Source organism: Roseospira navarrensis (assembly GCF_009601025.1).
Taxonomy (GTDB): Bacteria; Pseudomonadota; Alphaproteobacteria; order Rhodospirillales; family Rhodospirillaceae; genus Rhodospira; species Rhodospira navarrensis.
Map to the genome: position 1 here is coordinate 1 of NZ_WIVE01000063.1, position 23,382 is coordinate 23,382.

The 23,382-nt window shown below is 69.7% G+C and carries 21 protein-coding genes and 1 tRNA gene; 14 read left to right on the forward strand and 8 right to left on the reverse strand.

All coding sequences use genetic code 11. From position 1 onward, the window contains the following. Positions 1-179: 179 nt before the first annotated feature. Both GHC57_RS15595 and GHC57_RS15600 read right to left on the reverse strand, forming a co-directional pair. Positions 180-255 (reverse strand) — tRNA-Lys (locus tag GHC57_RS15595). A gap of 198 nt (positions 256-453) precedes the next feature. Continuing rightward, positions 454-798 (reverse strand): tRNA-binding protein, encoded by a 345-nt coding sequence (locus GHC57_RS15600; protein WP_153345930.1) that lies wholly within the window; start codon positions 796-798, stop codon positions 454-456. 190 nt (positions 799-988) lie between these two features. On the opposite strand from GHC57_RS15600, the gene GHC57_RS15605 reads away from it, so the two are divergent. Beyond that, complete coding sequence (locus tag GHC57_RS15605) at positions 989-4,621, forward strand: hydantoinase B/oxoprolinase family protein (RefSeq protein WP_153345932.1); 3,633 nt, start codon at positions 989-991, stop codon at positions 4,619-4,621. Between the two features lie 37 nt (positions 4,622-4,658). Here the strand turns inward: GHC57_RS15605 and GHC57_RS15610 are convergent, their stop codons facing one another. Then, a complete protein-coding gene (locus tag GHC57_RS15610; protein ID WP_153345934.1) occupies positions 4,659-5,312 on the reverse strand; it encodes an O-methyltransferase in 654 nt (217 codons plus the stop codon). A 168-nt stretch (positions 5,313-5,480) separates the two neighbouring features. Further along, positions 5,481-5,693, reverse strand: a complete 213-nt coding sequence (locus tag GHC57_RS15615; RefSeq protein ID WP_153345936.1) for a YqaE/Pmp3 family membrane protein — start codon at positions 5,691-5,693, stop codon at positions 5,481-5,483. A gap of 162 nt (positions 5,694-5,855) precedes the next feature. On the opposite strand from GHC57_RS15615, the gene GHC57_RS15620 reads away from it, so the two are divergent. Both GHC57_RS15620 and GHC57_RS15625 read left to right on the forward strand, forming a co-directional pair. Then, entirely contained in the window at positions 5,856-7,583 is a 1,728-nt protein-coding gene (locus GHC57_RS15620; protein WP_153345938.1) for a phospholipase D family protein, read from the forward strand. Between the two features lie 57 nt (positions 7,584-7,640). Further along, complete coding sequence (locus GHC57_RS15625) at positions 7,641-8,321, forward strand: YqaA family protein (RefSeq protein ID WP_153345940.1); 681 nt, start codon at positions 7,641-7,643, stop codon at positions 8,319-8,321. A gap of 6 nt (positions 8,322-8,327) precedes the next feature. Here GHC57_RS15625 and GHC57_RS15630 read toward each other — a convergent pair whose 3' ends face one another. The 4 genes from GHC57_RS15630 to crtD all read right to left on the reverse strand — a co-directional run bounded on the left by GHC57_RS15630 (position 8,328) and on the right by crtD (position 12,179). Further along, entirely contained in the window at positions 8,328-9,092 is a 765-nt protein-coding gene (locus tag GHC57_RS15630; RefSeq protein WP_153345942.1) for a hypothetical protein, read from the reverse strand. A gap of 2 nt (positions 9,093-9,094) precedes the next feature. Then, on the reverse strand, positions 9,095-9,601 hold the full coding sequence (locus GHC57_RS15635; protein ID WP_153345944.1) for a hypothetical protein: 507 nt from the start codon (positions 9,599-9,601) through the stop codon (positions 9,095-9,097). A gap of 131 nt (positions 9,602-9,732) precedes the next feature. Next, entirely contained in the window at positions 9,733-10,578 is an 846-nt protein-coding gene (locus tag GHC57_RS15640; protein ID WP_343031192.1) for a carotenoid 1,2-hydratase, read from the reverse strand. A 38-nt stretch (positions 10,579-10,616) separates the two neighbouring features. After that, complete coding sequence (gene crtD, locus GHC57_RS15645; protein ID WP_153345946.1) at positions 10,617-12,179, reverse strand: 1-hydroxycarotenoid 3,4-desaturase CrtD; 1,563 nt, start codon at positions 12,177-12,179, stop codon at positions 10,617-10,619. A gap of 204 nt (positions 12,180-12,383) precedes the next feature. Between crtD and GHC57_RS15650 the strand changes: the two genes are divergently transcribed. From GHC57_RS15650 to pufC, 11 genes are all read left to right on the forward strand, one after another. Next, the gene (locus tag GHC57_RS15650) at positions 12,384-13,253 is read left to right on the forward strand and encodes a polyprenyl synthetase family protein (RefSeq protein WP_153345948.1); all 870 of its coding nucleotides are present in this window, start codon (positions 12,384-12,386) and stop codon (positions 13,251-13,253) included. A gap of 118 nt (positions 13,254-13,371) precedes the next feature. Then, positions 13,372-14,505: a methyltransferase gene (locus GHC57_RS15655; RefSeq protein WP_211369216.1), complete on the forward strand. Its 1,134-nt coding sequence runs from the start codon at positions 13,372-13,374 to the stop codon at positions 14,503-14,505. A 152-nt stretch (positions 14,506-14,657) separates the two neighbouring features. Further along, complete coding sequence (bchC, locus tag GHC57_RS15660) at positions 14,658-15,602, forward strand: chlorophyll synthesis pathway protein BchC (RefSeq protein ID WP_153345950.1); 945 nt, start codon at positions 14,658-14,660, stop codon at positions 15,600-15,602. Continuing rightward, a complete protein-coding gene (locus GHC57_RS15665; RefSeq protein ID WP_153345952.1) occupies positions 15,599-16,534 on the forward strand; it encodes a chlorophyllide a reductase iron protein subunit X in 936 nt (311 codons plus the stop codon). Before bchC ends, GHC57_RS15665 begins: the two co-directional genes overlap by 4 nt. A gap of 36 nt (positions 16,535-16,570) precedes the next feature. After that, complete coding sequence (gene bchY, locus GHC57_RS15670) at positions 16,571-18,112, forward strand: chlorophyllide a reductase subunit Y (RefSeq protein ID WP_153345954.1); 1,542 nt, start codon at positions 16,571-16,573, stop codon at positions 18,110-18,112. Next, entirely contained in the window at positions 18,112-19,569 is a 1,458-nt protein-coding gene (bchZ, locus tag GHC57_RS15675) for a chlorophyllide a reductase subunit Z (protein WP_153345956.1), read from the forward strand. The genes bchY and bchZ overlap by 1 nt, the downstream gene beginning before the upstream one ends. Positions 19,570-19,778: 209 nt before the next feature. Next, positions 19,779-19,985 carry a light-harvesting antenna LH1, beta subunit gene (pufB, locus tag GHC57_RS15680; protein WP_153345958.1) on the forward strand — a complete coding sequence of 69 codons (207 nt, stop codon included), beginning with the start codon at positions 19,779-19,781 and terminating at the stop codon, positions 19,983-19,985. Positions 19,986-19,996: 11 nt separating this feature from the next. Continuing rightward, on the forward strand, positions 19,997-20,164 hold the full coding sequence (pufA, locus tag GHC57_RS15685; RefSeq protein WP_153345960.1) for a light-harvesting antenna LH1, alpha subunit: 168 nt from the start codon (positions 19,997-19,999) through the stop codon (positions 20,162-20,164). 139 nt (positions 20,165-20,303) lie between these two features. Further along, positions 20,304-21,128, forward strand: a complete 825-nt coding sequence (pufL, locus tag GHC57_RS15690; protein ID WP_153345962.1) for a photosynthetic reaction center subunit L — start codon at positions 20,304-20,306, stop codon at positions 21,126-21,128. Between the two features lie 18 nt (positions 21,129-21,146). Further along, a complete protein-coding gene (pufM, locus tag GHC57_RS15695; RefSeq protein WP_153345964.1) occupies positions 21,147-22,124 on the forward strand; it encodes a photosynthetic reaction center subunit M in 978 nt (325 codons plus the stop codon). After that, positions 22,124-23,382 (forward strand): photosynthetic reaction center cytochrome PufC (pufC, locus tag GHC57_RS15700; RefSeq protein WP_153345966.1); only part of this gene is annotated, 1,259 nt, incomplete at its 3' end. The genes pufM and pufC, both read left to right, overlap by 1 nt.

The window sequence follows — 23,382 nt, forward strand, 5'->3', positions numbered from 1 at the left end:
AAATCGAGTACCTGCCTCAGACTTTGGGCCTGTGCCAAATCCTTGCCGATTTGTGCCAAATCCGCTGCCGAGCTACACAAACGGAGCCTAACGCCGGCCGATGTTACCTATTTTGTTACCTATGTCGCTTGAGAAGCAGAAGAGGGACCCGCAGGTCTCGAATAACCCCTTGTTTTTATTGGTGTGCCCACCAGGACTCGAACCTGGGACCCGCTGATTAAAAGTCAGCTGCTCTACCATCTGAGCTATGGGCACATCCGGGCCACGGAGCGGTCCGGGCCGAGGCCGCGGGCCGGCATCCAGGCGGCGCGCTCCATGGCGTGCGCCTCCCGGGCCGAGTGGGATCCGGCACACCTGTCCGGGTCCCCCGCGCGGCGTGGCGCGCACCATAAGGGCCGGCCGGCTCGGGGTCAACCGGCGGATCGCGCCCCGTCAGTCCACGGCCGGGTCTGGTCAATGCATGCGGGCGCCCAGCGGGACCGGCCGGTCCGGCCCCAGCAGAACCACGTGTCCATCGGCGTCCGACAGGCCCAGCACCAGGCATTCGCTCATGAATGTGCCGATCTGCTTGGGCGGGAAATTGACGACCGCGATCACCTGCCGGCCGACCAGATCCTCGGGCGCATACAGGGCCGCCACCTGGGCCGAGGTCTTGCGCGCCCCGATCCCGGGGCCGAAATCCACCTGCATGCGGATCGCCGGCTTGCGCGCCCCCTCCAGCGGGGCGGCCTCCAGCACGCGCCCGACGCGGATGTCCACCTTGAGGAAGTCGTCGAAGGGGATGGTCTCGGCTGTCATCTGGGGAACTCCGTGCGGGGACGCCTCGCAGAACACAAGCAGGCCTTCCCGACGGAGGTCAAGCGCGGGCCGCGCGGGGGCTCCCGCACCTGGGGCCTTGCCAAAGGCCGACCGGGCCGCTCAGAGTCGGCTCATCCCGTCCCAGACGATCCCGTCCCAGACGATCCCGTCCCAGACCAGGAGTTCCCGAATGACAGCCTCCGACGCCCAGTGGCAGATCTGGATCGACCGCGGCGGCACCTTCACCGACGTGGTGGCCCGGGCGCCGGATGGCCGGGTGGTGACCCACAAGCTGCTGTCGGAGAACCCGGAGCACTACACGGACGCCGCCGTGCAGGGCATCCGCGACCTGCTGGGTGTGGCCAAGGGGGCGCCCATCCCGCAGGGCACCGTCCGCTCGGTCAAGATGGGCACGACGGTCGCCACCAACGCCCTGCTGGAGCGCGCCGGCGACCGCACCCTGTTCGTCACCACCGAGGGCTTCGGCGACGCCCTGCGCATCGGCTACCAGACCCGGCCGCGCCTGTTCGACCGCCACATCGTGCTGCCGGAACTGCTATACGAGCGCGTGGCCGAGATCCCCGGCCGCATGGACGCCCACGGCGCCGAGATCACGCCGCTGGACGAGGCCGCCGCCCGCGCGGCCCTGCAGGCCGCCTATGACGACGGCATCCGGTCCGTGGCGATCGCCTTCATGCACGGCTACCGCGACACGGACCACGAGGCGCGGGTGGCGGAGATCGCGCGCGAGGTCGGTTATCCGCAGATCTCGGTGAGCCATCAGGTCAGCCCGCTGATGAAGCTGGTCGGCCGCGCCGACACCACGGTGGTGGACGCCTATCTGTCGCCGATCCTGCGGCGCTACGTGGATCAGATCGCCGGCGAGTTGCAAGCCGAGGCCCCCGACGGCCCCCGGCTGATGTTCATGCAGTCCAACGGCGGCCTGACCGACGCCCGCCTGTTCCAGGGCAAGGACGCCATCCTGTCCGGTCCGGCCGGCGGCGTGGTCGGCATGGTGCGCACCGCCGCCATGGCCGGGGCGGAGGCGGTCATCGGCTTCGACATGGGCGGCACCTCCACAGACGTGGCGCACTACAACGGCGAGTTCGAACGCAGCTTCGAGACCATGGTGGCCGGCGTGCGCATGCGCGCGCCGATGATGCACATCCACACGGTGGCGGCCGGCGGCGGCTCCATCCTGTCGTTCGATGGCGCCCGGTATCGGGTGGGGCCGGGGTCCGCCGGGGCCAACCCGGGGCCGCGATGCTACCGGCGCGGCGGGCCCCTGGCGGTCACCGACTGCAACGTGATGCTGGGCAAGATCCAGCCCGCCTGGTTCCCCAAGGTGTTCGGGCCGGACGCGGACGAACCGCTGGACGCCGAGGCGGTCCGGGCGGCCTTCGACGCCCTGGCCGACGACATCGCGGCCGCCACGGGCCAGCCGCGCCAGACCCCGGAAGAGGTCGCCGAGGGCTTCCTGCGCATCGCGGTCGAGAACATGGCGAACGCGATCAAGAAGATCTCGGTGCAGCGCGGCTACGACGTCTCCGACTACACCCTGAACTGTTTCGGCGGCGCGGGTGGCCAGCACGCCTGCCTCGTGGCGGACACGCTGGGCATGACCCGCGTCCTGGTGCATCCCTTCGCGGGCGTTCTGTCGGCCTACGGCATGGGGCTGGCGGACGTCCGGGCCATGCGCGAAAGCCAGGTGGAGGCGCCTTTTGACGCGGACCTGCCGGGCCGCATCGAGGCCACCTGCGCCCCCCTGGAGCAGGAGGCCCGCGACGAGGTCGCCCGCCAGGGGGTGGCGGACGACGCCATCAGCGTCGTGCGGAAGGTCCATGTCCGCTATGAAGGCACGGACACCGCCCTGCTGGTGGACGCGGACACGTCCGAGGCCATGCAGGCGGCGTTCGAGGCCGCCCATACCGAGCGGTTCGGGTTCATCTCGTCGGCGCGCAAGCTGGTGGCCGAGGCGGTTTCGGTCGAGGCCATCGGCGCCACCGACGCCGCCGACGAACCCGAGTGGCCCGAGCCCGAGACGCCGCCGGCCGATCCGGCGCCGGTCGATACGGTCCCCATGCACGCCGGTGGGCAGTGGCGCGACACGCCCCTGTTCCAGCGCGAGGACCTGGGGCGCGGCCAGACCGTGCGGGGGCCGGCCATCATCGCCGAACCGACCGGGACCACGGTGGTCGAACCGGGCTGGCAGGCGGCGCTGAACGCGCGCGGGCATCTGATCCTGACCCGGGCCGAGGCCCGGCCGCAGGGCGAGGCGGTGGGCACCACGGCGGACCCGGTGCTGCTGGAGGTGTTCAACAACCTGTTCATGAACATCGCCGAGCAGATGGGGGCCACGCTGGCGAACACGGCCTATTCGCTCAACATCAAGGAGCGCCTGGACTTCTCCTGCGCGATCTTCGATCCGGACGGCAATCTGGTGGCCAACGCCCCGCATCTGCCGGTCCACCTGGGCTCGATGAGCGAGTCCATCCGCACCGTGATCCAGGAAAACGCCGGGCGCATCCGCCCCGGCAACGTCTATGCGCTGAATGCCCCCTATCGCGGCGGCACCCACCTGCCGGACATCACGGTGATGACGCCGGTGTTCGACGAGGCGGGCGCGGAGATCCTGTTCTACGTCGCCTCGCGCGGGCATCACGCCGATGTGGGCGGGCGTACGCCGGGCTCGACCCCGCCCGACAGCACCTCGATCGACGAAGAGGGCGTGGTCATCGACAACTTCCTTCTGGTGGAGGAGGGGCGCTTCCGGGAGCAGGAGACGCGCGAGCTGCTGGGCTCCGGTCCCTATCCCTGCCGCAACATCGACCAGAACCTGACCGACCTGACGGCGCAGATCGCGGCCAACGAGACCGGCGTGCGCGAGGTGCGCAAGATGGTGGACCACTTCGGCCTGGAGGTGGTGCAGGCCTACATGCGCCACGTCCAGGACAACGCCGAGGAGTCCGTGCGTCGGGTGCTGGACGTCCTGAAGGACAGCCGGTTCACCTATTCCCTGGACAACGGCAGCCGGATCGAGGTGGCCATCAGCGTGGACCGCGACGCGCGCGAAGCGGTCATCGACTTCACCGGCACATCGCCGCAGGACCCGGGCAACTACAATGCCCCCCTGGCAGTGTGCAAGGCGGCGGTGCTGTACGTGTTCCGGACCCTGGTGGCGGACGAGATTCCGCTCAACGAGGGCTGCCTGAAGCCGCTGCGGCTGATCGTGCCCGAGGGTTCCATGATCTCGCCCGTGCGGCCGGCGGCCGTGATCGCCGGCAACACCGAGGTCTCGCAGTGCATCACCGATGCGCTGTATGGGGCGCTGGGGGTGCTGGCCTCGTCGCAGGGCACCATGAACAACTTCGTCTACGGCAACGCCGTCCACCAGAACTACGAGACCATTTGCGGCGGCACCGGCGCGGGGCCGGACCACGACGGCACGTCGGCCGTGCACAGCCACATGACCAACACCCGCATGACGGACCCGGAGGTGCTGGAATGGCGCTTGCCGGTGCGGGTGGAGTCCTTCGGGGTGCGGCACGGCTCCGGTGGGGCGGGGCGGCACCGGGGCGGGGACGGCGCGATCCGGCGCATCCGCTTCCTGGAGCCGATGACGGTGACCCTGCTGACCTCGCACCGGCACACGGATCCCTATGGTCTGGAGGGCGGGCAGCCGGGCGCGCGCGGGCACAACTGGGTGCAGCGGGCGGACGGCCGCGTGGACGAACTGCGCGGCAACGACGAAACCGAGGTGGCGCCGGGCGACATCATCGTGATCGAAACCCCGGGCGGCGGCGGCTTCGGGCCGCCGGGGTAGGGGTGGGGGTAGGCGTAGGTGCGGGGCGCGTCGCCCCCTACCGCCGCCGCAGCAGCAACAGGCCGTCGCGCAGCGGCAGCAGCATGGCGTCCACCCGGTCGTCCGCCCGCAGGTCGGCCGTCAACCTCCGCAGGGTGGTGGGGATCTCGTCCACGTTGGCGGGGTCGGCCACCGTGCCCTTCCACAGCATGTTGTCGAGCACGATCAGCCCGCCCGGCCGCACCAGGGTCAGGGCCTGTTCGGTGTAGGCGGGATAGCGTTCCTTGTCGGCGTCGATGAACGCCATGTCGAACGCGGCCGGTCCCTGCGCGTCAATCAGCACGGACAGGCTCTGCTCGGCATCGCCCAGGTGCAGGTGCAGGCGGTCCGACAGGCCGGCGTCCGCCCAATGGCGGCGGGCGATGGCGGCGTGCTCCGGCGAGACCTCGAAGCCGTGCACCGTGCCGTCCGGGGGCAGGGCATAGGCCACGGCGAGTGCGCTGTATCCGGTGAAGGTGCCGATGTCGAGCGTCCGGCGGGCGCCGATCAGGCGCGCCAGGAAGGCCAGCAGGGCCGCCTGCTCGGCGGTGCTGGCCATGCCGGCGTTGGGCATGGCCTCGGTTTCGGCGCGCAGCCGCGCCAGCGGCGCGGGCTCGTCCAGGCCGGCATCGCGGACATAGGCGGCGATGGAGTCGGGCAACTCTAGGGCCATGGGGTCTCCCCTCGGTTGGGATGGGCGGGCGGTCAGAGACGCCGCCCATCCCCGTCATATCGGACCGTCGCGGCAGCGGGCCAAGGGGCGGCCGGTGCGACTGCACCGGCGCCGAGAAACGGCGGATGGCTTTTTGCCCTGACGAGACAGGACAAGAGCCGACCGGAATCAATACCGCGCGATGACCCAGACCGCGTGGATCACGCCCGGCAGGAACCCCAGCAGGGTCAGCAGGATGTTGATCCAGAAGTGCTTGTTGGCGATCCCGACTTCGAACAGCACGCCCAGCGGCGGCAGCAGGATGGCCAGCGCAATGCGCAGCAGGTCGCCCAGGGTGCTGTCCTGGCGGCGGACCTCGATGTCACCGGAAGACGTCGGCATGGTGTGAGTCTCCTTCGTGTCCGGGATGTGCGTCGGGCGTGTCGTCGGGAACGTTCGCGCCGCCGTCGAGTTTCATTCTGACCGGCGGCGGATGAGTGCGACTCATCCGCAGAGCGGCACCGGCCCACCCCGAGACTCCCTCCGCGCCATCCGAGGACCCCCATGGCAGACAGCCCCGCCGACGCCGTCACGCCAGAGACCCGGCCCGGGACAAGCCGGGTGCGGCCCCTGGTCGAGGCCAGCGAGACCTACCGATGGCTCACCGAGGCCGTGGCCGGGGCCCGCGAGACGGTCCATATGGCCTACTGGGCGGTGCAGCCGAACCTGACCCTGGATGGCCGCCGCACCAAGGATGCGGCCGCCGGCCGGCCTCTGCCCGGGGACGAGGCCCCGGACTGGGCCGACCTGCTGGCGCAGGCGGCGCGGCGCGGTGTGACCGTTCGTCTGATCCTCAGCGACTTCGACCCGATCCTGGTGCCCGGGCAGCACCGCGACGCCTGGCACAGCTATCGCCGGTTCTGTGAGATCCGCGACGGTCTGCCTCCCGCCTGTCAGGAGAACCTGCAGGTGATCTGCTCGCGGCATCAGGCCGCCACCGGCCTGGTGCCCCGCCTGCTGGCGCAGCCCCTGCTGCACGCCCGTCTGCGTCGGGCCGTGGCCGCCCTGACCGGCGGGGATGGGGCGTCCGTCGCGGACCGGCGGGCCGATGCGCCCATGCTGTGGCGTCACATGACCGTTCGCGGCGGCCGAAAGCCCAGGCCCTCGCACCGGAGCATCCTGCCGGTGTATCCGGCGGTGCATCACGAAAAGAGCTGCGTGGTGGACGGCGCGGTGGGCTTCGTCGGCGGCCTGGACATCGACCGGGAGCGGTTCGACACCCCGGAACACCGCTCGCTCAGGCCCTGGCACGACGTGGCGGCGCGTCTTGACGGGCCGGTGGTCGCGGCCGTGGCCGCGCATTTCGCCAACCGTTGGCGGGAGGAAAGCGAAGTCTTCCGGCACCTGCATGCCGAGGCAACCGCCCGTCGACCGCCCGGCGTGTTCCTGCCTGCGCTCGGGCCCCTGTCGCCCGTGCGGGACGCGCCGGAGACGGCGGAGAGGCAGACGCGCGCCCCGGAGGATGGTCCCCGCATCGTGCGCACCGTCACGGGGCATCGCCGCAGTCCGTTCGCGCTGGGGCCGAACATTCGCGCGTCGGGGTCGGCGAAGGCCGTGGAAGCCTTGATCGCCCGCGCGCAGCGGCGGCTCTACATCGAGAACCAGTTCCTGCGCTCGGACCGGGTCGCCGGCTGGCTGGCGCGGCAGGCGACCGCCGCCCCGGACCTGCGGCTGATCGTGGTGCTGCCGCTGGCCCCCGAACGCCTGGGCGGCGGCTGGAACGCCGCCAACCGCCACGGCCAGTATCTGCAGCGCCGGGCGTTGCGGCGCATCGCGGATGCCTTCGGGGATCGCTTCGGGCTCTACACGCTGCTGACCCGCGCGCCGCCGCCGACGGTGGACGACCCCGTGCGCGACCACCTGACCGAGGACGACCAGGCCCTGGGCAGCGACGAGATCTATGTGCACGCCAAGCTGATGATCGCCGACGACCGCACCGCCATGATCGGCTCGGCCAACCTGAACGAACGCAGCCTGAGCGTGGATACCGAGACCGGCGTGATCTGGACGGACGACCGGGGCGTCGCCACCTTTCGGGAGGACGTCTGGCGGCGCCACCTGGGCGAGCCGGCCCGGGCGCCGGGCGATCCCTTCGACATCTGGGACCAGGCGGCTCATGAGGACGCACGGCGGCCGCCGTCGGAGCGGCGGGGCTTCGTCGTGCCGATGAGCATCGAGCGCGCGACGGTTCAGGCCCGGCGGCTGCGGGTCATCCCCAGCCGGCTGTTGTGAACCGGCCCGCGCGGGGCCCGTGAGCGGGCGTCACCCGAACCATGAAGGAGGACACAGATGACCCCGCCCCCCGAGTCAGTGCGCCAAACGCGGTCGGGTGACGGCGATGCGGCGGCGGGCGTCCCGGTGGGACAGGGGCGGGCCCGGAAGCTGGTGCAGCGCCTCCAGACCAGCCGGACCGCGCTGCGGCTGCTGTTTGCGGGCTCGGTGCTGGAATCCACCGTGGTGCCGATCCCGCTTGAGGCGGTGATGCTGCCCTTCATGGTTCTGAACCCGGCCCGGGTGTGGGCCATCGCGACGGCGGCCCTGGCGGGATGCCTGCTGGGAGCCCTGCTCGGCTACGCGGTCGGATTGCTGTTCATGCAGACGGTGGGACAGGGGCTGATCGAATGGGCCGGCTGGACCGAGTCCTTTGCCGCGTTCCAGGACCTGTTCGCGGCCCAGGGGTTCTGGGCCATCCTGGCGATCGGTGTTCTCCCGATCCCGTTCCAGGTGGCGATGCTGGCGGCCGGGGCGGCGGGCTATCCGGTGCTTTGGTTCATGCTGGCCACCGTGCTGGCGCGCGGGGTGCGCTACCACGGCATGGCGCTGCTGGTGCGGCTCTACGGTCGCCAGGCGACGGACCTCTGGCGGCGCAACAAGCCCGCCGCGCTGGCCGTGGCGGCAGCCGTGATCGCGGGCCTGTGGGCCGTGATACAGGGCCTGTCCCTGCTGGTCGGACCGGGGGCGCAGGGCTGAGCGGGATCAGGCGGCGCGGGCCAGCCGTTCCAGCGTGGAATCCGGCACCGAGTCCTCGACCACCCGGGCGGCGCCGGCGATGACGCCGAGCCGGGTGCCGAGCGCGGCCTTGCTTTTGACCACGGCAATGCGGTGCGGCGGGGTGTCCAGTTGGGCGAGGTCGAAATACTTGGTTACGGCTGCCGCGATCGCCGTGGGATGGCTCGACACCGGATCATAGACAGCGGGGCGACCGTCCACCGTCACTAGGGCCGTGACATGCCACCGCGTGGTGGACGCACCCGGAATCTCCGCATCGCGGGCGACACGGGCTGGCGTGAAGACGTGCGCGAGCCGCCGATAGAGCAGGTCGGCTGCATCATTTGTCCTGGCCTCGGCGATCTTCAGGGCCGTGATCTGGACCGCCTCCTGGGAGCATCCGGCGATGGTGGCGACCGCGCCCACGAGCTGCTCGCGCATGACCTCGACCACGAAGAAGGCCCGGCGGTCAAAGGCCACGCCGTTCCGCTCCGCGACGCGCGGGGCGACATGCGCGAACGTGGGGGCGGCGCACATCAGGTCCGCCTCGTCCTGCGCCTGCCCCATGTCCGAGACCAGATAGCGCCCGCCCGGCGCCTGCGCGATCATGACCACGACCGCCGACCCGCCGGGATACATCAGAGGCGTCTTGATGAACGATCCCTCGGGCGCATGGGTGGCGACGGCGAGCGTGCGCGCGACCTCCTCCGCGACCATCCGCAGGCCGACCGTTTCCGTCTGGTGCCCGTTCATTCTCACAGAATCCTCGGTTGCCAGGGCGGGGCGGGGATCAGGTCCACGCCGCGCACGCCGAACGCGGTGCCCATCACCGACGTGAACGCACGGAAGTCCCGCGGTTCAGGTTCAATGGGCAATCCGATGGGAAGATTCTCGCTCACCATTCTCTTGACGCCAAGCGTCCAGTTCAGATCGAAGGGATGCACTTGGGAGCCGCTTTTCTCGATGTGCCGGAGGTGCGGCGGTCCAAGCCCCTTGTTGTTATGGGGGCTTTGGGGGTGCCATTCGATTCGGCTAACCGGGCCGCGCCGGAACCCGGGAAAAAGGTATTCGAGTTGATAGACGACACGTTCGTCCGGATATCGCGTCGGGCACTGCCCCCGCAGCCATAGCCCCTCAATGGTTACGCCGTCGGCATCATCCAGACTCGATGTGAACCGGAGTTGGTCTTCATGCGGGGTCCACTCCGGGGCAAACGGGAGTGTCTTGGGGGCGCGCACCAAGTCGGGCAGGGAAGCGGACATGAATGAGCGCACCTCAGGGCGGAAAAGCGAAACCGCCAGGGATTATGTCCCGACTTCATTACCATTGAAAGCGTACGGCGGCAGATTCTCGCTAAGTGCGTGATGCGCAGGGCCTCCTACCTTCGTCCTTCCTACCCCCCACCCCCCTCCGGGCCGCCCCAGGTGATGCGGGGCATGCGGAAGGGCAGCATCAGGCGCACGATGGTGCGCTTGAAGCAGTCCAGGCAGATGCTCTCGTGCATGGCGCGCACGGGCTCGCCCAGCAGGTGGGTGTTCAGGATGGAGCGGCCGTAGAACGGCGTGTCCTCGACCGTGCGGGCCACGCTGGCCACGTGGCCGTCGTCGCAGCGGGTTTCGCGGCGGATGCGGAACACGCGCGTCTTCGGCAGCAGCGCCTTGGGCGGGGCCGGGAACGGCTCGGCCTCGCCCCCCGGCGGGAAGCGCAGCGCCAGCGGCGAGCCCGGTCCGTGGCGCGGGACCATGTCGTACAGGATGGCCGCCCCGCCGTCGGCCAGCGGGGCGCGCGACCAGGTCCAGGTCTTGAAGCCGTCCTCCAGGCTTTCCGTGCCCCAGTTGGAGTCCCAGTAGCCCGCGCCGTGCCAGGTCAGGCCGGGTTCCTGCATCTCCACGGTGATCTCGGCATGGGGCGCGATCGGCCACCATCGGTGGCGCTCGCGCGGGTCGAGGGGGAACGCGCGCGAGGTCACGGCGCGCGGTTTCAGGCGCACCTGACCCCGGATGGGCGAGGGCAGGGGCGCGCCGCGCTCGCGGATGTCCACGGTCAGGGTGGCGCCGTCCCAGTGCATGGCGCTGGGACCGATCACCAGCCGGCGCGGCTCGCGGTGGACGGCGCGGCGGCCGCGTTCGGTCATGGCCCAGCGCCCGCCCGGGCCGTACAGGGCGACGTTCATGGCGCAGTGGTTCAGCGGGTCGCGCCGCCCGGACCAGGCGTAGTAGGGCGAGAACACGCTGCCCACCAGCCCGATGATCGTGATCGCGTGGTGGCCGTCGTGGCTCAGCCCGTCGAGGTACCACCAGGCATAGCCACCCGGCGGGACCGGCTGGCTGAAGTCAGGTCCTTCAGGATGCTCGTGGCGGCCTGCCGCCCCGACAGGGCCGCCATCGGCACGCCCGGTCCCGGATGCACGCTGCCGCCCGCCAGGTACAGCCCGGGAATCCGCGTGCGCGCCCCCGGGCGCGTGAACGACGCCTGCCAGCCATGCGAGGCCCGCCCGTAGAGCGCCCCGCCGGTGCCCGGGAACAGGCGTGCGAAGTCCCGCGGGGTCGTGATGGTCGTGCTGGACGGGTCCAGCTCCACCCGCAGGCCGCAGCGCTGCAAAAGGGCGAAGGTGCGGTCCTGACATGCCTGGATCTCCGAGGGGTCGAGGGCGGGCGAGAGAATGTCGCCGTCGGCGGGGGCGTTGACGAGGCAGAGCAGACGCTCCGGACCGTCCGGGGCGGGCGCGTCGGGATCCGCGTCGTCCAGCCGGTCCTGCGCACAAATATAGACGGTCGGCTCGGCCGGCAACCTGCGACGTTTGAAGATGTCCCGGAACTCGCCAGGATAGTCCTTGCCGAAGAAGACGGTGTGCCGGGTCAGCGGGAATCCGTCGGTGCGGGCGTTGAGGCACCACGTCACGGCCGACAGCGAGCGGACGGCCGGCGGCACCACGGGCACGGCGCGGCTGACCTCGCCACCCAGCTTGCCCAGCGCCAGGGCGTTGACGTCGCCGTTGAACAGCACGGCGTCCGCGGCGATGCGGCGGCCGTCCTCCAGCTTCACGGCGCTGGCGCGCCCGCCCTTCGTCTCGATGGTCGAGACCGGCTGACCCAGTTCCAGCGTGACCCCCAGCCGCTCGGCCAGATCGGCCAGGGCCCGCGCGAGGGCGTGCATGCCGCCGTTGACGCTCCACACGCCGTCCAGCTCCACGTGGGCGACCAGCATCAGGGTCGCCGGCGACTGGAACGGCGAGGCGCCCACATAGGTGGCGTAGCGGCCGAAGAGCTGCTGGAGGCGGGGATCATGGAAGTGCTTGCCCAGCGCCTCCCACAGGGTGGCGAACGGCTGGATGCGCGACATTTTGCCCACGCCGCCCCGGCGCACCAGACCGGGCATGGAGGTCTGGGAATTGCGGATGAAGGTGTCGCGCAGGGTCAGATAGATGCGCTCGGCCTCGGCCCGGAAGTCGCGGAAGCGCTCCACCTCGGCGCGGCCGGACAGGGCGCCGATGGCGGCCTCGGTGCGGGCCGGGTCGGCGAACAGGTCGAAGCGCTCGGTGGCGGCCTTGGGCCCGTCCCAGGCGTGGCGGGCCAGCACCTGCAGCGGGCGCAGGGTCACCAGGTCGCCCAGGTCGCCGACTCCGGCGCGGTCCAGCAGCTCGTCGAACACCCAGCGCATGGTGAACACGGTCGGGCCGCCGTCCATCTGCGCGGCGCCGGCGGGGACGCGGCGCATCTTGCCGCCGGGCTGGTCGGCGGCCTCCAGGACGGTGACGCGCAGCCCCTGCGCAGCCAGGTCGATGGCGGCGGCGAGTCCCCCCACGCCGGCCCCCACGATCACCACATGCGATTCTGCCATTTGGTGCGATCTCCCTCCGCCGGACGGCGGCCTGTTTCGATCGGTTTCAATATGGTCGTTGACACGTCGATATCCTGTGTCCACTCTAGATGACACATGGAGGTGACAACAAGTGTTTACACTCGCCGCCGGGAGGATGGAGGGCCGTCGCGTTGCGCCCGAGTCCCGGGGGAGAGCCGCGACAACCCCAGGGGAGACGTCGTCATGAACGTCATGGACCGCATTGAAGCCGCTCTGGAAACCGCGCTGGCCCGGGGCGAGTCGCCGTCCGGCCCGCCGCTGCTGATGCAGGCGATGCGCCACGCGGTGTTCCCGGGCGGGCAGCGGATCCGGCCCCGTCTGTGCCTGTCGGTGGCCATGGCGTGCGGCGACGACATGCCCCAGGCTGCGGATTCGGCGGCGGCGGCCATCGAGCTGCTGCACTGCGCCTCGCTGGTTCATGATGACCTGCCGACCTTCGACAACGCCGACACCCGGCGCGGCAAGCCCACCATCCACAAGGCGTTCAACGAGCCGCTGGCCGTGCTGTCCGGCGATGCGCTGATCGTGATGGCCTTCCAGGCGCTGGCCAAGGGTGTCACGGGCGCGCCGGACCGGCTGGGCCGTCTGGTGGAAATCTACAGCGAGGCCGTGGGCTCGCCCAACGGCATCTGCGCCGGTCAGGCGTGGGAGAGCGAATCGACAATCGATCTGGTCGAGTACCAGCGCGCCAAGACCGGCGCCCTGTTCGCCGCCGCGACCGAGGCGGGCGCGGCCGCCGCCGGCTACGACAACGCGCAGTGGCGCGTGCTGGGCGAGGCGCTGGGCGAGGGCTACCAGATCGCCGACGACCTGCGCGACATCGCCGCCGACCCCGAGAAGCTGGGCAAGCCCGTGGGCCAGGACGCCGCCAACGGCCGCCCCAACGCCGTCGCCGAACTGGGCGTGGACGGCGCGGTGGACCGCCTGAAGCGCCTCATCACGGCCGCCGTGGACTCGGTCCCCGAGTGCCCGGGCCGCGAGCCCCTGCGCGCCGCGATCCTGGAGGAGACCGGCAAGTTCCTCCCTAAGAACCTGGCGCGACAAGCCGCCTGACCCGACCATGCCGGACGGGCGATCGACAGAGGCGCCGTCTTCGACGTCACCACTCGACCAAGCACAGGGAGCGGCCGCGGGGCCGCTCCTTTGTGATGCGACGACCCTGGCCGATCCCGTGGATCGCCGGCCGCACACCGTGCGCGACTGGATGCTGGCGGCGCGCGACTGGCTGTGGCTGCGCCCGTGGTTTCCGCGTCGCTTCGGGCGGCTGCCTGTGGTGCGCATCCTGGCCCGGCGCACGGCCCGCGACCTGTTCGACCTGTGTGCCGGATTCGTCTACTCGCAGGTCGTGCTCGCGGCCGTGCGGCTGCGGCTGTGCGACATCCTCGCCGAGGGACCGCTCGCCACCGCGCCGCTGGCGGCCCGTCTGGGCTTGAACGAAGAGGCCACCCGCCGTCTGCTCGACGCCACCGACGCGCTCGGCCTGACCATGCCGCGCCCGCGCGGGCGGCATGGGCTCGACGAATTGGGCCTGGCGCTGGTCGGTAGCCCGCAGGTGGCGGCGCTGATCGAACATCACGCGCTGCTCTATCAGGACCTCGCCGATCCGGTCGCCCTGTTGCGGGGCGAGGCCGGCGAGACGGGCATGGCGCGGTTCTGGGCCTATGCCCGCAGCGAGTCGCCCTCAGGTGTGCCGGACGGGCGCGTGGCGGACTATTCCGCGCTGATGGCTGCGACCCAGACCCTGATCGCCGACGACATCCTGACCGCCCATCCGCCCGGCCGTGTGCGGCGGTGGCTGGACGTGGGGGGCGGCGAGGGTGTGTTCGCCGCCGCCGTGGCCCGTCGGGCGCCGGGGGCGCGGGTGACCGTGTTCGATCTGCCCGCCGTGGCCGAGCGGGCGCGGACCCGGATGGCGGCCGAGGGCCTGGCCGATCGGGTGGGCGCCGTCGGGGGCAGCTTCCTGACCGACCCGCTGCCGGAGGGGGCGGACGTGATCTCGCTGGTGCGGGTGCTGCACGACCACGACGACGCGGCCGTCCGCACCATCTTGGCCGCCGCGCGGCGTGCGCTGGCCCCGGGCGGGCGGCTGCTGATCGCCGAGCCGATGGCCGGGACTCGGGGCGCGGAGCCCATCGGCGGGGCCTACTTCGGATTCTACCTGATGGCCATGGGCAGCGGCCGGGCCAGGACCCCCGAGACCCTGCGTCAGCTTCTGGCCGAGGCCGGATTCTCCCGCATCACGATGGCGGACAACCATCAGCCGCTGCTGGTGCGTGTGTGTGTCGCACACGCCGAGGCGGCGTGATGGGCGGCCGGCGGCCCTCGTTGCGACCCCGACATGACTTTCTGGTCATTTTAATGTAAGTCATGATTGACAACTCGCTTCGTCAAGCTAGACTGACACTCTCTAGACACCGCTGACCCAACAGCACTGTGGACCAGCCGTTGCGAGGTTCCATGCAGACCGACGCCATCGTTATCGAGCATCCGGAGCGCCTGGCGCTGACCCGGCTCGACCTCGACCCCCCGGGGGACGAGGACGTGGTGGTTGACGTCGAGTGGAGCGGCATCAGCACCGGCACCGAGCGTCTGCTCTGGACCGGCCGCATGCCGCCGTTTCCCGGCATGGGCTATCCGCTGGTCCCCGGCTACGAATCGGTCGGCCGAGTCGTCTCGGCCGGCCCGGCGTCCGGGCGCCACGAGGGGGAACGCGTGTTCGTGCCGGGCGCAACCTGTTACGGCTCCGTTCGCGGGCTGTTTGGTGGCGCCGCCGCACGCGTTGTGGTGCCCGGCGCCCGAGTTCTCCCGGTCGCCGAGTCCCTGGAGGAGCGGGCCGTTCTGCTGGCGCTGGCCGCGACCGCGCATCACGCGCTGGTCCCGACCGAGGGCGCGCCGCTGCCCGACCTGATCGTGGGGCACGGGGTGCTGGGCCGACTCGTCGCCCGCCTGACCGTGGTTCTGGGCGACGCCGCGCCGGTGGTCTGGGAAACCAACCCGGCCCGCGCGGCCGGGGCGCTCGGCTACAGCGTGGTGGATCCGGCGGACGATGATCGCCGCGACTACCGCGTGATCTGCGACGTCAGCGGCGACGGCGGCTTGCTGGACACCCTGATCGGGCGTCTGGCCCGGGGCGGGGAAGTCATCCTGGCCGGCTTCTACGAAGGGTCGCTGGCGTTCGATTTCGTGCCGGCCTTCCTGCGCGAGGCGCGCATGCGCGTCGCCGCCCAGTGGGCGCCGAAGGACCTGGCGGCCGTGTCCGCCCTGGTCGAGACGGGCCGTTTGTCGTTGGACGGCCTGATTACCCACCGAGAGGCGGTGGAGCGGGCCGATGAGGCCTACCGCGCCGCGTTCGGTGATCCGTCGTGCTTGAAGATGATTCTGGATTGGAGAGCCCGCGCATGACCTTCGTGGACACCCCGGCCACCCAGCGAGAGACGCAGATCATCGCCGTCTACGGCAAGGGCGGGATCGGCAAGAGCTTCACGCTCGCCAACCTGTCCTACATGATGGCCAGCCAGGGCCGCCGCGTCCTGCTGATCGGTTGCGATCCGAAGAGCGACACCACCTCGCTGCTGTTCGGCGGCCGGGCCACGCCCACGATCATCGAGACCTCGGCCCGCAAGAAGTTGGCCGGCGAAGAGGTCACGATCGAGGATGTCTGCTTCAAGCGGGACGGCGTGTTCGCCATGGAACTGGGCGGGCCCGAGGTCGGGCGCGGCTGCGGCGGGCGCGGCATCATCCACGGCTTCGAGATTCTGGAAAAGCTCGGCTTCCACGAGTGGGACTTCGACACCGTGCTGCTCGACTTCCTGGGCGACGTGGTGTGCGGCGGCTTCGGCCTGCCGATCGCCCGCGACATGTGCCAGAAGGTCATCGTGGTCGGCTCCAACGACCTGCAGTCGCTGTACGTGGTCAACAACGTCTGCTCGGCGGTGCAGTACTTCCGCAAGCTGGGTGGCAACGTCGGCGTGGCCGGCATGGTCATCAACAAGGACGACGGCACGGGCGAGGCCCAGGCCTTCGCCGCCGAGGCCGGCATTCCCGTCCTGGCCGCCATCCCGGCCGACGAGGACATCCGCCGCAAGTCCGCCAACTACCAGATCGTGGGCCGGCCCGACGGCCGGTGGGGGCCGCTGTTCGCCTCGCTGGCGACCAACGTGGCCGACGCGCCGCCGGTGCTGCCGACCGCGCTGTCCCAGGACGGCCTGCTGAACCTGTTCAAGAGCGAGGATGTGGGCCGGGACGTGGTCCTGGAGCCCGCGACGGCCGCCGACATGCGCGGTGGCAAGGTTGTCGAGCGCAAGTCGCTCGAAGTGGTCTACGACACCGTCTGATCCACCGTGACGCACGAAAGGCAAGGGTCCGCCCCGATGACCGACTACACCCCCCTTCATGAGGACGACCGGACCGTCGATGCCGCCGAGGCGGCGTCCGACGTGTCCACGGGTGCGTCCGGGGCGGTGCCGGCGGCGGATCAGGCCCGCGCGGACGTGGCGGGATGCCACGCCGACGCCGGCGAGAAGGATCAGGCGGCGGCCCGGGCCGACGCCAATCCGGCCCTGCAGGAGCTGGCCGCGACCTATCCCAAGGGTCCCCATGACCGGCCCCAGACCATGTGCCCGGCCTTCGGCTCGGTGCGCGTGGGCCTGCGCATGCGCCGGACCGCGACCGTGCTCAGCGGCTCGGCCTGCTGTGTGTACGGGCTCAGCTTTACGGGGCATTTCTACGGCGCGCGCCGCACCATCGGGTATGTGCCGTTCGACTCCGAGACCCTGGTCACCGGCAAGCTGTTCGAGGACATCAAGCAGGCGGTCGAGGATCTGGCCGACCCGGACAAGCTCGACGCCATCGTGGTCACGAACCTGTGTGTCCCGTCCGCCTCCGGTGTGCCGCTGCGGCTGCTGCCGAAGGAGATCAACGGGGTCCGCATTATCGGCATCGACGTGCCGGGCTTCGGTGTGCCGACCCATGCCGAGGCCAAGGACGTGCTGGCCGGCGCCATGCTCGCCTATGCCCGCGCCGAGGCCGAACAGGGCCCCGTGATGGCGCCGCGCGGCGGCCCGGCGGAGAAGCCCACCGTGACCCTGACCGGCGAGATGTTCCCGGCCGACCCGGTGGTCATCGGGCAGATGCTGGCGCCGATGGGCCTTGCCGTGGGGCCGGTGGTTCCGACCCGCGAGTGGCGCGAGCTTTACGCCGCGCTGGACTGCGCCGTGGCCGCCGCCATCCATCCGTTCTACGCCGCCTGCGCGCGCGAGTTCGAGCTGGCCGGCCGGTCCGTGGTGGGCTCCGCGCCGGTGGGTGTCGAGGGCACGGCCGCTTGGCTGGACGCCATCGGCGATGCGTGCGGTGTGGCCGCCGCCACCGTGGACGCCGCCAAGGCCAAGGTGCTGCCGGCCATCCGGGACGCGATCGACGCCACACCGATCAATCATCGGGTCGTGGTCTCCGGCTACGAGGGCTCGGAACTGCTGGTCGCCCGTCTGCTGATCGAGAGCGGCGCGGACGTGCCCTATGTGGGCACCGCCTGTCCGCGCACGCGCTGGAACGCCGACGACGCCGCGTGGCTGAAGGCCAAGGGTGTGACCGTCTCGTTCCGCTCGCCGCTGGAACGCGACATCCAGGCCGTGGATGACGCCCGGCCGGATGTGGCCATCGGCACCACGCCGGTGGTCCAGCACGCCAAGCAGAAGGCCATCCCGGCCCTGTACTTCACCAACCTGATCTCCGCGCGGCCCCTCATGGGGGCGGCCGGCGCGGGATCGCTGGCGCAGGTCATCAACGCCGCCGCCGGCAACAAGGACCGCTTCGACACCATGCGCGCCTTCTTCGAGGGCGTCGGCACCGGGGCCACGGCGGGCATCTGGGACAGAGCGCCGGCGACGGGCGCGGATCGGGGGAGGGACGTCTGATGTACGTGCTCGACCACGACCGCGCCGGCGGCTACTGGGGTGCCGTCTACGCCTTCACCGCGATCCGGGGTCTCCAGGTCATCGTCGATGGCCCGGTGGGCTGCGAGAACCTGCCGGTGACCGCGGTGCTGCATTACACCGACGCGCTGCCGCCGCACGAACTGCCGGTGGTGGTGACCGGACTGGGCGAGGAGGAACTCGGCCAGACGGGGACCGAGGGCGCGATGAAACGCGCGCATGAAACGCTCGATCCGTCCATGCCCGCGGTCGTGGTGACCGGCTCCATCGCCGAGATGATCGGCGGCGGGGTGACGCCGGAAGGCACCGGCATCCGCCGCTTCCTGCCGCGCACCATCGACGAGGACCAGTGGCAGTCCGCCGACCGCGCCGTGATGTGGCTGTGGAAGGAATACGGCCTGACCAAGGGTCGGATGCCGAAGAAGACCAAGCGGGAAGCCGGCGCCAAGCCGCGCGTCAACATCGTCGGTCCGATCCACGGCATGTTCAACACGTGGTCCGACCTGGCCGAGGTGCGCCGCCTGGTGGAAGGCATCGGCGCCGAGGTCAACATGGTCTTCCCGCTGGGCAGCCACCTGAGCCAGGTGGGCCGTCTGGTGGATGCCGACGCCAATATCTGCCTGTACCGCGAACTGGGTCAGACCCTGTGCGAGGCCCTGGACGTGCCCTGGCTGCATGCCCCCATCGGGCTGCACTCGACCACGCGCTTCCTGCAGGCGCTGGGCGAGGTGCTGGGGCTGGATCCCGCGCCGTTCATCGAGGCCGAGAAGCACACCACCATCAAGCCGGTGTGGGACCTGTGGCGCTCGGTGACCCAGGACTTCTTCGGCACCGCCAGCTTCGGCATCGCCGCCACCGAGACCTATGCCCGGGGCGTGCGCCAGTTCCTGGAAACCGAAATGGGGCTGCCCTGCCAGTTCGCGTTTACGCGCCGGCCGGGGGCGAAGACCGACAACGCCGCGGTCCGCCAGGCGATCCACGCCAACCCGCCGCTGATCGTGTTCGGCAGCCACAACGAGCGCACCTATCTGGCCGAGGCCGGCGGGCGCGCCCAGTACATTCCCGCGTCGTTCCCGGGCGCCATCGTGCGCCGGCATACCGGCACCCCGTTCATGGGGTATGCCGGGGCGACCTACCTGGTTCAGGAGGTCTGCAACAGCCTGTTCGACGCCCTTTTCAACATCCTCCCCCTGGGGACGGACCTGGATGCGGTGGATGCGACCCCGTCGCGCCTGCACCGGGAACTGCCCTGGGACGACGACGCCAAGGCGCTGCTGGATGCGGCGGTCGAGGCGCGGCCGGTGCTGGTCCGCATCTCGGCGGCCAAGCGGCTGCGCGACGCCGCCGAGCAGGCGGCCCGGCGGGACGGGGAGGAGATCGTGACAAAGGCGCGCGTGGCCGCTGTGCTCGCCGCCTTCGCGGAGGGACCCGCGTCATGACCATGACGACGATGCGTTCCTTCGCTTACCCAGCTCTGGTCTTCGGCTTGGACACCGCCGCGTGCGGAGGGAGCCGGAGGCAAGGGACCGCCCGGAAACGTGGTGCGGGCGGATCGGTCGGCCATGGTGTGGCCCGTTGCGGTGATGCACACCGGGCGGACGACCTGTGGCAACGGCCTTATGTGGCCAACTACCAGGAGGTTTAGGATATGGCTGAGAACGTGAGCCCCTCGGGCATGACTGAAGACGAGGCGAAGGAATTCCACGGCATCTTCCAGCAGACCATGGGCGGCTTCTTTGGCGCCGTCGTGGTCGCGCACATCCTGGCGTGGATGTACTGCCCCTGGCTGAGCAGCGATGCCTGCAACGCCACCGTGGCGAATGTTGCTTCGACTGTCCTGCCCATCGTGTCCTAGGAGACTGAATCATGTGGAAGATCTGGCTTCTTTTTGACCCGCAGCGCATCCTGCTGGCCCTCGGCGTTTTCCTGACGGTGCTGGCGCTGCTGATCCACTTCATCCTGCTGAGCACCGACCGGCTGAACTGGCTGGAAGCTTCGGCCGACATGGTCCGCAGCCTTCCGATGATCTCCTAAGGCTGATGGGAGATCGCGGTCTTCTAGACCGTGTCTCGTTGGTAGCGGTCGGGTCTCCGGCACGAGGCCCGGAACCCGCCGCTGCTGATCTTATCGTGGAGGCGGCCATTTATTGCCTCCCGGCCGGAGGGTCCCATCAATGGCCATGCTGGATTTCGAGAGAAAATACCGAATCCGCGGAGGGACGCTGATCGGCGGGGACCTGTTTGACTTCTGGGTGGGGCCGTTTTACGTCGGCTTCTTCGGGGTCGCGACAGTCTTCTTCGCTGCACTTGGCACCCTTCTTATCATCTGGGGCGCGGCCATCGGGCCGGGCGCCACGATCTGGGAAATCAACATTGCACCGCCCGACCTGAGCTACGGCTTGATGCCGGCGCCCATGGCCGAGGGTGGTCTGTGGCAGATCATCACGATCTGCGCCATCGGGGCGTTCGTCTCGTGGGCTCTGCGCGAGGTGGAAATCTGCAACAAGCTCGGCATCGGGTATCACGTGCCGATCGCGTTCGGGTTCGCCATTTTCGCGTACATCACGCTGGTCGTCATCCGCCCGGTGCTGATGGGGGCGTGGGGGCATGGCTTCCCCTACGGCATTCTCAGTCACCTGGACTGGGTGTCCAACGTGGGCTACCAGCACCTGCATTTCCATTACAACCCCGCGCACATGCTGGCGATCACGTTCTTCTTCACGACGTGTCTCGCCCTGGCCATGCACGGCGGTCTGATCTTGTCCGCGACGAACCCGGGCAAGGGCGACGTTGTCAAGTTGCCCGAGCATGAGAACACGTTCTTCCGGGACTTCATCGGCTACTCGATCGGTCCGCTCGGCATCCACCGTCTCGGCCTGTTCCTGGCTCTGAGCGCGGTCTTCTGGAGCGCCGTGTGCATCGTCATCAGCGGTCCCTGGTGGACCCGGGGTTGGCCGGAATGGTGGACCTGGTGGCTCGACCTGCCGATCTGGAGCTAGCGCGAGGGGGTCATCAAGATGGCTGAGTATCAAAGTATCTTCACGCGCGTGCAGGTCAGGGCCCCGGCCCACCTGGGCGTGCCGATCGAAGAGGGGGAGCTGGGCCGTGTCGGCAAGCCGATCTTCTCGCGCATTGCGGGATGGTTCGGTGACGCGCAGATCGGTCCGATCTACCTCGGTTTTTACGGCGTCCTGTCTCTGGTCTGCGGTCTCGTTGCCTTCGAGATCATCGGCCTGAACATGTGGGCGTCGGTGGACTGGGATCCGGTCCAGTTCGTGCGCCAGCTGCCCTGGCTGGCTCTTGAACCGCCGGGTCCGGAATACGGGCTGAGCATTCCTCCGATGAATGAAGGCGGCTGGTGGCTGATCGCCGGCTTCTTTCTGACGGCGTCGCTCCTCCTGTGGTTCGTGCGCACCTATCGGCGCGCCACCGAACTGGGCATGGGTACCCACATCGCGTGGGCCTGGGCGTCCGCGATCTTCCTGTTCCTGTCGATCGGTCTGTTCCGTCCGGTCTTCATGGGCGGCTGGAGCGAGTCGGTGCCGTTCGGCATCTTCGCGCACCTGGACTGGACCGCGGCGTTCTCCGTTCGCTACGGCAACCTGTACTACTGCCCGTTCCACATGCTGACGATTGCCTTCCTGTATGGCTCGGCTCTGCTGTTTGCCATGCACGGCGGCACCATCCTGTCGGTGGCCCGCTACGGCGGCGACCGCGAGGTGGAGCAGATCACGCATCGTGGCACCGCGGCAGAGCGGGCCGCCCTGTTCTGGCGCTGGACCATGGGCTTCAATGCCACCATGGAATCGATCCACCGCTGGGCCTGGTGGTTCGCCGTCCTGACCCCGGTGACGGGTGCCCTGGGCATCCTGCTGACGGGCACGGTCGTCGACAACTGGTTCCTGTGGGGCGAGAAGCACGGTCTCGTGCCGCCGTACCCCGATCTCTACCCCGGTGTCACTGACCCGGCGCTGACGAGCGGAGGGACCCAGTGATGAGCGACTTCAGGAACGAAAACCACCGTAAGGTCACGTACCGGATGGCCAAGGTGCCTCTGGACGGGATGATCTGGATCGCGACGTGCCTGATCCTGGTCTTCTGGGTCTTCACCTGGATCCCGCCCAAGACGGTCGATCAGATCGGCTATCGCGGCGTGGCGATGGAGGACATCCAGAACGTCCGCACCGTTGCGGCCCGGAACCGCGTCAACGTGGCTCCGGACCCCTGGCCGCCGTTCGAGGAGGAGGGTCCGCTCGCCTCCGAGGTGTACGAGAACGTGCCGACCCTGGGCCATCTGACCCAGGCCAACTTCGACCGGCTCATGACCCTGGTCACGGAATGGGTCTCGCCGGACGAAGGCTGCAACTACTGCCACGTGGTCAATGACGATGGCGTGGATTATGTGTCCGATGCGATCTACACCAAGGTCGTCTCGCGCCGCATGTTCCAGATGACGCAGCACATCAATGCGTCGTGGCAGGACCACGTGTATCCGGCCGGTGTGACCTGTTACACCTGCCACCGCGGGATGCCGGTTCCGGCGGAGATCTGGTTTGAAAACCCGGGTCCGGCCGAGGATGCGGTGCGCGGGGCCGGCAACATGTTCGGCCAGAACGAGGCGTCTCCGGTCGCTGCGTATTCGTCGCTGCCGAACGATCCGTTCACGCCCTTCCTGACGGAAATGACGGAAGACCTCGGCAACATCCGGGTCGTCCCGACCACGGCGCTGCCGACCGAATGGAAGCTGGAACCGGATCTGAAGGCCGCGGAAGTGACCTACGGGCTGATGATGCACATCTCGGAAGCCCTGGGGACCAACTGCACCTACTGCCACAACTCCCGTGCGTTCGTGGAATGGTATCCGACCCGTGTGACCGCGTGGTACGGCATCCGTTCGGTTCAGGACATCAACGAGAACTTCCTGATCCCGTTGCAGTCCGAGTACCCCGAAAACCGGCTGGGCCCCCTGGGCGATGCCCCGAAGGCCAACTGCGCGACCTGCCACCAGGCCGTGAAGAAGCCGCTGAACGGCACGGTGATGATCGACTCCTACCCGGCCCTTGCAGCGCCCGGTTCCGACATCGACCTGCGGACCGCCAGCTACAAGTTCGTGACCGAGGAGGCCGCTCCGGCCGAGGACGCCGCCGCTGCTGAAGCGCCGGCTGCCGAGGAGGCCGCTCCGGCCGAGGACGCCGCCGCCGCTGAAGCGCCGGCTGCCGAGGAGGCCGCTCCGGCCGAGGACGCCGCCGCTGC

Coding starts and splice junctions, on each gene's coding strand:
- GHC57_RS15600 (WP_153345930.1), bottom strand. CDS start 798: ATGACAGCCGAGACCATCCCCTTCGACGACTTCCTCAAGGTGGACATC.
- GHC57_RS15605 (WP_153345932.1), top strand. CDS start 989: ATGACAGCCTCCGACGCCCAGTGGCAGATCTGGATCGACCGCGGCGGC.
- GHC57_RS15610 (WP_153345934.1), bottom strand. CDS start 5,312: ATGGCCCTAGAGTTGCCCGACTCCATCGCCGCCTATGTCCGCGATGCC.
- GHC57_RS15615 (WP_153345936.1), bottom strand. CDS start 5,693: ATGCCGACGTCTTCCGGTGACATCGAGGTCCGCCGCCAGGACAGCACC.
- GHC57_RS15620 (WP_153345938.1), top strand. CDS start 5,856: ATGGCAGACAGCCCCGCCGACGCCGTCACGCCAGAGACCCGGCCCGGG.
- GHC57_RS15625 (WP_153345940.1), top strand. CDS start 7,641: ATGACCCCGCCCCCCGAGTCAGTGCGCCAAACGCGGTCGGGTGACGGC.
- GHC57_RS15630 (WP_153345942.1), bottom strand. CDS start 9,092: ATGAACGGGCACCAGACGGAAACGGTCGGCCTGCGGATGGTCGCGGAG.
- GHC57_RS15635 (WP_153345944.1), bottom strand. CDS start 9,601: ATGTCCGCTTCCCTGCCCGACTTGGTGCGCGCCCCCAAGACACTCCCG.
- crtD (WP_153345946.1), bottom strand. CDS start 12,179: ATGGCAGAATCGCATGTGGTGATCGTGGGGGCCGGCGTGGGGGGACTC.
- GHC57_RS15650 (WP_153345948.1), top strand. CDS start 12,384: ATGAACGTCATGGACCGCATTGAAGCCGCTCTGGAAACCGCGCTGGCC.
- bchC (WP_153345950.1), top strand. CDS start 14,658: ATGCAGACCGACGCCATCGTTATCGAGCATCCGGAGCGCCTGGCGCTG.
- GHC57_RS15665 (WP_153345952.1), top strand. CDS start 15,599: ATGACCTTCGTGGACACCCCGGCCACCCAGCGAGAGACGCAGATCATC.
- bchY (WP_153345954.1), top strand. CDS start 16,571: ATGACCGACTACACCCCCCTTCATGAGGACGACCGGACCGTCGATGCC.
- bchZ (WP_153345956.1), top strand. CDS start 18,112: ATGTACGTGCTCGACCACGACCGCGCCGGCGGCTACTGGGGTGCCGTC.
- pufB (WP_153345958.1), top strand. CDS start 19,779: ATGGCTGAGAACGTGAGCCCCTCGGGCATGACTGAAGACGAGGCGAAG.
- pufA (WP_153345960.1), top strand. CDS start 19,997: ATGTGGAAGATCTGGCTTCTTTTTGACCCGCAGCGCATCCTGCTGGCC.
- pufL (WP_153345962.1), top strand. CDS start 20,304: ATGGCCATGCTGGATTTCGAGAGAAAATACCGAATCCGCGGAGGGACG.
- pufM (WP_153345964.1), top strand. CDS start 21,147: ATGGCTGAGTATCAAAGTATCTTCACGCGCGTGCAGGTCAGGGCCCCG.